The 9933-nt window shown below is 68.3% G+C and carries 5 protein-coding genes; 3 read left to right on the top strand and 2 right to left on the bottom strand.

Annotated features, from left to right (window positions below; translation table 11 throughout):
* The 3 genes from VFK57_04500 to treY all read left to right on the top strand — a co-directional run.
* Window positions 1-1945: alpha-1,4-glucan--maltose-1-phosphate maltosyltransferase (locus VFK57_04500; protein HET7694945.1), on the top strand; the 1945-nt coding region annotated here is incomplete at its 5' end.
* Between the two features lie 2 nt (window positions 1946-1947).
* Window positions 1948-5268 carry a maltose alpha-D-glucosyltransferase gene (gene treS / locus VFK57_04495; protein HET7694944.1) on the top strand — a complete coding sequence of 1107 codons (3321 nt, stop codon included), beginning with the start codon at window positions 1948-1950 and terminating at the stop codon, window positions 5266-5268.
* An 8-nt stretch (window positions 5269-5276) separates the two neighbouring features.
* Window positions 5277-8066: a malto-oligosyltrehalose synthase gene (treY, locus tag VFK57_04490; protein ID HET7694943.1), complete on the top strand. Its 2790-nt coding sequence runs from the start codon at window positions 5277-5279 to the stop codon at window positions 8064-8066.
* A gap of 78 nt (window positions 8067-8144) precedes the next feature.
* Here treY and ligD read toward each other — a convergent pair whose 3' ends face one another.
* On the bottom strand, window positions 8145-9089 hold the full coding sequence (ligD, locus tag VFK57_04485; GenBank protein ID HET7694942.1) for a non-homologous end-joining DNA ligase: 945 nt from the start codon (window positions 9087-9089) through the stop codon (window positions 8145-8147).
* On the bottom strand, window positions 9086-9715 hold the full coding sequence (locus tag VFK57_04480; GenBank protein ID HET7694941.1) for a hypothetical protein: 630 nt from the start codon (window positions 9713-9715) through the stop codon (window positions 9086-9088). The genes ligD and VFK57_04480 overlap by 4 nt, the downstream gene beginning before the upstream one ends.
* Window positions 9716-9933 lie beyond the last annotated feature (218 nt).

Below are 9933 nucleotides of genomic sequence, written 5' to 3'. Positions count from 1 at the left end.
CCAGCCGGACAACGGACAGCGCCTGGCGGATGGCGGTAAGCGGATGGCGGAGAGCAGAACGCGGAAAGCGGCAAGCGGGAAGCGGAAGGCGGCAGCGCCGCTCGATCCGGCGCTCCTGCGCCGGGTGATCATCGAGGCGGTCACGCCGCAGGTCGACGACGGGCGGTACCCGGCGAAGCGGACGGCGGGCGAGACCGTCGTCGTCGAGGCGGATGTCTATGCCGATGGGCACGACGTGCTCGCGGCGAGGCTTCTCTGGCGCCGCCGCGGCGAGAAGACGTGGCGCGAGACGCCGATGGAGGCGCTGCCGAACGATCGCTGGCGGGCGTCGTTCGCCGCGGCCGAGGAGTTCGCGACCTACGAGTTCACCGTCGAGGGCTGGGTCGACACCTACGCGACCTGGAAGCAGGGACTCGAGAAGAAGCTCGCCGCCGGCCAGGACGTCACCAGCGAACGGCTCGAGGAGCGGCTGCTTCCCGCCGACGCGGGACGCAGCGCCGCGACGCGCTATCCGCGCGTGCTGACGGTGATCGCCGAGCGCGAACGCGCCCGCTTCGGCGCGTGGTACGAGATGTTTCCCCGCTCGGCGGGGAGCGATCCGTCGCGCAGCGCGACCTTCGCGGAAGCGGCTGAGCGCCTCCCCTACATCGCGGCAATGGGATTCGACGTGGTGTATCTGCCGCCGATTCACCCGATCGGCACCAGCTTCCGCAAGGGGCGCAACAACTCGCTCGCCGCCGGGCCGGGGGATCCGGGAAGTCCGTGGGCGATCGGATCGGCTGAAGGGGGACACACCGCGATCGAACCGGGGCTCGGCACGCTCGCGGACTTCGGCCGCTTCGTCGCCGCGGCGCGAGCCCGGCGGCTGGAGATCGCGCTCGACCTCGCCTTCCAGGCGTCGCCGGATCATCCGTACGTCACGCAGCACCCCGAGTGGTTCCGCCACCGGCCCGACGGGACGATCAAATACGCCGAGAACCCGCCGAAGAAGTACCAGGACATCTACCCGTTCGACTTCGCCTCTGCCGACTGGGAAGCGTTGTGGCGCGAGTTGAAGGGGGTGATCGAGTTCTGGATCGCGCAGGGCGTGACGATCTTCCGCGTCGACAACCCGCACACCAAGCCGTTCGCCTTCTGGGAGTGGGCGCTGGGCGACATCCGCGCCGCGCACCCCGAGACGATCTTCCTTGCCGAGGCGTTCACCCGGCCGAAGATCATGCGGCATCTCGCGAAGATCGGCTTCTCGCAGTCGTACTCGTACTTCACCTGGCGCAACACGAAAGAGGAGCTCGAGGAGTACTTCACCGAGCTGACGCAGACCGAGGTCCGCGAGTACATGCGGCCGAACCTGTTCGCCAACACGCCGGACATCCTGCACGCATACCTGCAGCACGGCGGTCCGGCCGCGTTCAAGGCCCGCTTCGTCCTGGCCGCGACGCTGGGCGCGAACTACGGCATCTACAGCGGGTTCGAGCTGTACGAGAACGTGCCGGTGAGACCCGGCAGCGAGGAGTACCTGGATTCCGAGAAGTACCAGATCCGCCCGCGCACGTTCGACGCCCCCGGCAGCATGTCGGAGCTGATCGCGCGCGTCAACGCAATCCGGCGCGAGCACCGCGCCCTGCAGTTCGATCACGGGCTGCGGTTCCACGAGACCGACAATCCGCAGCTGATCTGCTATTCGAAGCGGACTCCCCCCGACGCCGTCGATCCGATCCTCGTGGTCGTCAACCTCGATCCGTTCAACATGCAGCACGGCTACATCAAGCTGCCGCTGGTCGAATGGGGGCTGCCGCCGGATGCGAGCGTGCAGGCGGCGGATCTGCTGTCGAACGAGATCTACACGTGGCGCGGCGAATGGAACTACGTCCGCCTCGATCCGCGCATCAGCGTCGCGCACGTCGTCGCGCTGCAGCCGATCGTCGAACCGCCCGCGTACCGCTGAACATGTCTGACTGGTACAAGGACGCCGTCATCTACGAGGCGCACGTCCGCGCCTTCTTCGACAGCAACAACGACGGCATCGGCGACTTCCCCGGCCTCACCAGCAAGCTCGACTACCTGCAGGGGCTCGGCATCAACGCGCTGTGGCTCCTCCCCTTCTACCCGTCGCCGCTGAGGGACGACGGCTACGACATCGCGGACTACGAGAACGTGCATCCCAGCTACGGCACGATCCAGGACTTCGAGCGCTTCATCGACGAAGCGCACAAGCGCGGGATCCGGGTGATCACGGAGCTGGTGGTGAACCACACGTCGGATCAGCATCCGTGGTTCCAGGCGGCGCGCCGGGCGCCGGCGGGATCGCCCGAACGCGAGTTCTACGTCTGGAGCGAGACCAAGCAGCGCTACCAGGGAGTCCGCATCATCTTCACCGACACCGAGACGTCGAACTGGTCGTGGGACGACACCGCCGGCGCGTATTACTGGCACCGGTTCTTCCATCACCAGCCGGACCTGAACTACGACAACCCGCGCGTGCTCGAGGCGGTCGTCAAGACGATGAACTTCTGGCTCGACCGGGGCGTCGACGGGCTGCGGCTCGACGCCGTGCCGTACCTGATCGAGCGGGAAGGCACGATCTGCGAGAACCTCGACGAGACGCACCAGATCCTCAAGCAGATCCGCCTGGCGATGGACCGGCGGTATCAGGGGCGGATGCTGATCGCCGAGGCGAACCAGTGGCCGGCGGACGTGCGGCCGTATTTCGGCGACGGCGACGAATGCCAGATGGCGTTCCATTTCCCGCTGATGCCGCGCATGTTCATGGCGCTGCGGCAGGAGGATCGCCACCCGATCACCGAGATCCTGCGGCAGACCCCGGACATCCCGGAGAACTGCCAGTGGGGGCTGTTCCTGCGCAACCACGACGAGCTGACGCTCGAGATGGTCACGGACGAAGAGCGCGACTACATGTACCAGGCCTACGCCGCGGATCCGCGCATGCGGATCAACGTCGGCATCCGCCGCCGGCTGGCGCCGCTGATGGAGAACAGCCGCCGCAGCATCGAGCTGCTCAACTCGCTGCTGTTCTCGCTGCCGGGCACGCCGGTCATCTACTACGGCGACGAGCTGGGGATGGGGGACAACATCTATCTCGGCGATCGCAACGGCGTGCGCACGCCGATGCAGTGGACGGGCGATCGCAACGGCGGGTTCTCGCGCAGCGATCCGGCGCAGCTCTACGCGCCGCTGATCATGGATCCGGTGTACGGCTACCAGTCGATCAACGTCGAAGCGCAGGAGCGATCGCCGTCGTCGCTGCTCAACTGGATGAAGCGGCTGATCGCGCTGCGGAAGCAGACCCGGGTCTTCGGACGCGGGACGCTCGACTTCCTGCCGGCGCCGAACCGCAAGATCCTGGCCTACGTTCGCAAGTACGAAGAGGAGACCGTTCTGTGCGTCGCCAACCTGTCGCGGACGCTGCAGCCGGTCGAGCTCAATCTGTCGCGCTTCCACGGGCTGACGCCGGTCGAGATGCTGGGGCTGACCGAGTTCCCGCGCATCGGCGAGCTGCCGTACTTCCTGACGCTGCCGGGCTACAGCTTCTACTGGTTCCGTCTGCAGGCGGCGCCGTCGCCGATCACCGCGCAGCGCCTCGCCGAAGCCACCAAGGCGGGCACCGAGATCAAGGACATGCTGCCGGCGTTCTTCATGGGGGTCGCCTGGGACACGCTCCTCGACGGCAACGTCCGCACGCTGATCGAGCGTGAAGCGCTGGTGCCGTTCCTGCACCGTCAGCGATGGTTCGGCGGCAAGGCGCGGACGGTGCGCGCGGCGCGGTTCGTCGACTGGGGGACGATGAAACGCGGCAGCGACCCGCTCTTCCTGACCATCGTCGAGGTGGACTACGAGGATGGCGGGCGCGAGCGCTATTTCGTGCCGCTCGGCATGGCGACCGGCGTCGAGGCCGAAGCGGTGCTCGGCGCCAACCCGCACTTCGCGCTGGCGCGCGTCACCGGGGCGCGCAAGGGACTGGTGATCGACGGCGCCGCGGACGATCGCTGCGCGCAGGCCTTCCTCGCGGTGCTGGATGCCGCGCAGGCGATCCGGCTGCGCCGCGGCGTCGTCCACGCCCGGCAGACCGGCGCCTACCCCGACCTGCGCGGGGGCGGGTCTCTCGTCGGCCGCCGGTTGGGCGGGGAGCAGAGCAATACGTCGCTGGCGTTCGGCTACCGTGTGATCCTGAAGCTGTTCCGCCGCATCGACGAGGGGCCGAATCCGGATGTGGAGATCGGCGAGTTCCTGACCACGCGAACCGGGTTCCGCCGCGCGCCGCAGGTTGCCGCGTTCCTCGAGTATCGCGGCGCCGGCGAAGCGATCTCGCACCTCGCGGTCGCGCAGCAGTTCGTCCCCAGCCAGGCCGACGGGTGGGGACACGCGATCGGCGAAGTGGATCGGTTCTACGACGAGGTCCAGCTCCAGGGTCCGCCGCCGATCGATCTGTTCCCTGCCGGCAATCTGTTCGATCTGGCGGCGCTCGGCGTGCCGAAGCCGATGGGCGATCTGGCGGGCGGCTATCTCGACAGCGCGCAGCTCCTCGGGCGGCGGACGGCGGAACTGCATCTCGCGCTGTCCAGCGATACGACGGCCGAAGGCTTCGCCCCGGCGCCGTTCACCCGCGACCATCTCGACGCGCTGATCGCCGACGCGATCGGACAGGGACGCGTCGCCCGCGAGCGTCTGGCCGACCGGCGCGCGTCGCTGCCGCCGGAGACGGCGGCCGACGCCGACACGATCCTCGGCCAGGCCGGGGCGCGCCTGTCGGCGCTGAACGAGGCGCAGAAACAGCGTCCGAGCGAGATTCAGACCTCGCGCACCCGCGTGCACGGCGACTATCACCTCGGGCAGGTGCTGTGGTCGGAGGGGGACTTCTACATCCTGGACTTCGAGGGAGAACCGGCGCGTCCGCTGCACGCGCGCCGGGAGAAGGAGCTGCCGCTGAAGGACGTCGCCGGGATGCTGCGGTCGTACAGCTACGCGGCGTATGCGGCGCTCTTCAACCGCGCGACCGGCCGTCCCGACGAGTTCGAGCGGCTGGAGGGCTGGGCGCGCGCGTGGGAACGCTGGGCGGGCGCGTCGTTTCTCAAGGGGTATCTCGCCGCGGCGGGTGCGGCGCCGTTCCTTCCCGCCGATCCGGTGCAGCGCGCCTGGCTGCTCGACCTGCTGCTCCTCGACAAGGCGCTGTACGAGTTGAACTACGAGCTGAACAACCGCCCCGAGTGGGTGCGGATCCCGCTGCGCGGCCTCGCCGAACTGCTGCCGTGATCGACTGAATGGAGAAACCGCGCTTCGTGCCGGCGAGCACGTACCGGCTGCAGATTCACGCCGGGTTCCCGCTCGATGCGGCGCGCGGGATCGTGCCGTATCTGCAGCGGCTCGGCATCGGCGCGGTCTATACGTCCCCGTACTTCGCCGCCGAGGCGGGGAGCACGCACGGCTACGACGTCACCAATCACAACCTGATCAATCCCGAGGTCGGCGGCATCGAGGCGCACACCGCGTTCACCGACGCGGTGGGCCGCGCCGGGCTGCAGCACATCGTCGACTTCGTGCCGAACCACATGGGCATCAGCACCGCCACCAACCCGTGGTGGCGCGATGTGCTGGCCAACGGTCCCGACTCGCCGAGCGCGCGGTTCTTCGACATCGACTGGAACCCGTTCAAGGCGGAGCTGCGGCGGAAGCTGCTGCTGCCGATTCTCGGCGACCAGTACGGGCAGGTGCTCGATCGCGGCGAGCTGCAGCTCGAGCTGGTCGACGGACGGCTGGTGCTGAAGTACTTCGACAACCGCCTGCCGATCAATCCGCACGACCTCCCGGAGCTGCAGGGGCTCGCCGAGGCATCGCCCGAGGCGGCCGCCAGGGTGCTGGCCGCGTTCAACGGGACGCCGGGCGACGCGCGATCGTTCGATCGGCTGCACGAGCTGCTCGAGGCGCAGGCCTACCGCCTCGCCTACTGGCGCACCGCGGCGCACGAGATCAATTACCGGCGCTTCTTCGACGTGAACACGCTCGCCGGGCTGCGGGTCGAGGACCCGCATGTCTTCGAGGCGATTCACCGCCTGCTCGCCGCGCTGCTGCGCGAGGGGCGCGTCACCGGCATTCGCGTCGATCATCCGGACGGCCTGTTCGATCCGGCGCGCTACTTCGAGAACCTGCAGGCGCTCGCGGCCGAGGCCTGGGGCGTGGCGCGGCGGCCGGGCACGCGGATCGTCTACGTGCTGGCGGAAAAGATCCTGTCGGGGCGCGAACGGCTGCCGCGGGAATGGCAGGTCCACGGAACGACCGGCTACAACTTCCTGAACCAGTTGAACGGCGTGTTCGTGCATCCCGGACACGCCCGGCGGATGCGGCGCACCTACGCCAAGCTCACCGGACAGACGCAGAGCTTCGACGATCTGCTCTACGAGTCGAAGCGCCTGATCATCGATACCGCGCTGGCGAGCGAACTGACGGTGCTCGCCCACATGCTCGATCGGATCGGCGAGAACAATCGCAAGTCGCGCGACTTCACCCTGAACAGCATCCGCGACATGCTGGGCGAGGTGGTCGCCTGCTTCCCGATCTACCGCACCTACGTCGACGGGCACGGCTGGGCGCCGGACGATCGCGCCGCGCTCGAGCGCGCGGTGGCGCACGCGCGGCGGCGCAACCCGGCGATGGAATCGTCGATCTTCGATTTCTTCCGCGACGTGATGCTGCCGCGCGACCCGTCGGACCAGCCGACGGGAGTGGAGCGGCGCGGCGGCTATCCGCCGGCGGACGAGGACGAAGTGGCGGCCCGGCTGCGGTTCGCGATGAAATTCCAGCAGTACACCGGGCCGCTGCAGGCCAAGGGGCTGGAAGACACCGCCTTCTATCGCCACAACCTGCTGCTCTCGCTGAACGAGGTCGGCGGCGATCCGTCGCGCTTCGGCCTGCTCGCGCCGGACTTCCACGCCATGAATCAGCAGCGGCGGCAGGAATGGCCCTACGAGATGAGCGCCACCGCCACCCACGACACCAAGCACGGCGAAGACGTCCGCGCCCGGATCAACGTGCTGTCGGAGCTTCCCGCCGAGTGGGAGCGCGAGGTCGCCCGGTGGATGCGCATCAACAAGAGCGCGCGGACGATCGTCGACGGCGACCCCGCGCCCGATCGCAACGACGAGTATCGCTTCTACCAGGCGCTGCTCGGCGCGTGGCCGTTCGGCGATCGCCTGCCCGACGATCTCGTCCCCCGCATGCGCGCCTACATGATCAAGTCGGTCAAGGAGGCGAAGCGGCACACCAGCTGGCTGAGTCCCGACGAGCAGTACGAGAACGCGCTGACCGCGTTCGTGGAGCGCGTGCTCGCCGGCAGCCACGCCCGGAAGTTCCTGCCGGCGTTCCTGCCGTTCCAGCAGAAGGTGTCGCGCGGCGGCGCCGTCAACTCGCTGGCGCAGGTCGTGCTGAAGATCGCCTCCCCCGGCGTGCCCGACTTCTATCAGGGCACGGAGCTCTGGGATCTGAACCTCGTCGATCCGGACAACCGCCGGCCGGTGGACTTCCTTCGGCGCGAGCAGATGCTCGACAACGTGGACGCGGTGCTCGCGCTGCCCGCCGACCAGCGCCGCGGCGCGCTCGAGCGTCTCGCCGTCACCATCGCGAGCGGCGGCCTCAAGCTGTTGATCACCGCCGCCGGTCTGAGGCTGCGCGCCGCGAAGCCGGACCTGTTCCTCGAGGGGGAGTACCTGCCGCTCGAGGTCGAGTGCACGGTGGACGCCCGCGCCATCGCGTTCGCGCGGCAGGACGGGGCCGGCAATGTCGCGCTCGCCGTCGCGCCGCACCTCACCGCCCCGTTGATCACGCCGGAGCGGCCGATGCCGACCGGCGACCTGTGGCGGACGTCACGCATCCAGCTGCCCGAGGCGTTGACCTCGCTCACCTTCACCGACGTCTTCACCGGCGCTACCCATCGGCCGGTCACGTCGGCCTCGGGCGCCTGGCTGTTCGTCGGACAGGTGCTCGACATCCTGCCGATCGCGTTGTTGAGCGCGGAAACCGGGTCAACGCCCGACGCCCAACTCCCAACGTCCAAGTAATTCCCAACTGCCAAGCTCCCGACCGCCCAAAGCGAAGTCTTGGGAGTCTTGGGAGTTTTGGGAGTTGGGAGTTGGGAGTTACTTGGGCGTTGGGCGTTGGCCGTTGGGACTTGACAGAAACCTCCCCAGCTCCACCCGCCCTGTCTTCTTCAGCAGCGGCTTGAACAGATCGCCCGTCTTCCTGAAGCGCGTCCGGACGTTGTCCAGGCGGAAGTCCTCGATGCGCACGCCGCGATCGAGTTCCGCCCAGCTCACCGGGGTCGAGACGCACGCGCGGGGGTGCGGACGCACCGAATACACCGACGCCAGCGTGCGCCCCCACGCGTTCTGGTTGTAGTCGAGCAGAACCCTCCCCTTGGGCCGGCTCGCAACCTTGTACACCGACGTCATCAGCCTGGGATGGCGTCCGGCCAGCTCCTGCGCCAGCGCCTTCGCGAAGGTCCACACTTCCTTCTGCACCGGTCCGCGCACGATCGGCACATAGACGTGAATCCCCTTGGAGCCGGTGGTCTTCGCGTACGCCGGCATCTTCAGCGTCGACAGCGCCTCGTGGACGATGCGCGCCGACTCGAGGACCTGCTCCCACGAGGCGCTGCCCGGATCGAGATCGAAGTGCAGGTAATCCGGCCGGTCCACGTCGTCGCACGTGGCATACCACTGGTTCAGATCGATGCAGCCGAGATTGATCACCCACAGCAACGACGCCAGGTCGTCGATCATCGGGAAATCGATCACGTTGCCCGAGTCGTGGTCGATGCGGCAGATCCCGATCCAGTCCGGACGCGGCGACGGCGCCCGTTTCATGAAGAAGAACTCCCCCGCGGCGCCGTGCGGATACCGCTTCATCACCATCGCGCGCCCCTTGATGTGGGGCAGGAGCAGCGGCGCGACATCCGCGTAGTACTGAATCAGGTCCCCCTTGGTGATGCCCAGCTCGGGCCAGAACGGCTTGTCGAGATTGGTGAGCTGGACGTCCTTCCCCTCGACGTGAACCTTGGCGGAGCCCGCCGCCGGGATCTTCACTTCGAGATGCCTTTGATCGGCGCCAGCCGCGGCGGCCGCGGACCGTGACGCACGGCCCCCTGAACGGGAACGTAGGGCAGCTCCTCGCCCGACCGCACACACCGCAGTAACAGTCCGCCGCGGCTCATGTCGCCGCGGCCGACGAAGTCGATCGGGAACTTCAGACGCTCGCCGAACACGTCCGTCAGGATGTCGACGTACTTGGCGGAGGCGATGCTGCCGAGCAGCACGATCTCGCAGTCCGGTCCGACCTCCTCGTCGAGCGCGCGGGCGCTGGCGAGCAGCGGGCGGCGGTAGCGCGGATCGTTGGCGGCGATGTCGACGCCGGCGAACGCGCGGATCGCATCCGCCGTGACGGCGGTCTCCACCGGACGCAGCCCGGCATTCGGTGTGATGACCAGCGCACCGCTGCCGGTGAGCTCGGCGGCCGGATCCGGCGGCCGTGCGAACTCGAGAGCGTAGGCGAGCTTGCCCTTGAAGTACAGCCCGCTGATGAACGCGAACACTTCGCCGATCGCCACGCCGTGCTCGGTGCGCAGCCTGACCGCGAGATCGAAGCTCGCCTTCTCGGCCAGCACGACTTTCGCGCGCGGCCCGGAGCAGTTGGCGGGGGACAGGAGGAACACACGGGACGGCGGCAGCGATCTGCCCCGGGGCTTTCGGCTGGCGGCTTTCCGTACCAGAGGTCGTGTCACAGCGGCCAGCGCGACTACAGGCTCCAGCGCAGCAGCACCGCGCCCACGGTGAAACCGGCCCCCACCGAGCAGAGCAGGACGAGATCCCCCTTCTTGAGACGCCCCTCGGCACGCGCGTCGGCGAGCGCGAGCGGGATCGTTCCTGCGGT

The organism is Vicinamibacterales bacterium (assembly GCA_035699745.1).
Lineage (GTDB): Bacteria > Acidobacteriota > Vicinamibacteria > Vicinamibacterales > 2-12-FULL-66-21 > JAICSD01.
Note: the sequence above shows the minus strand (reverse complement) of the source record. Positions and strands in the feature narration are given on the sequence as shown.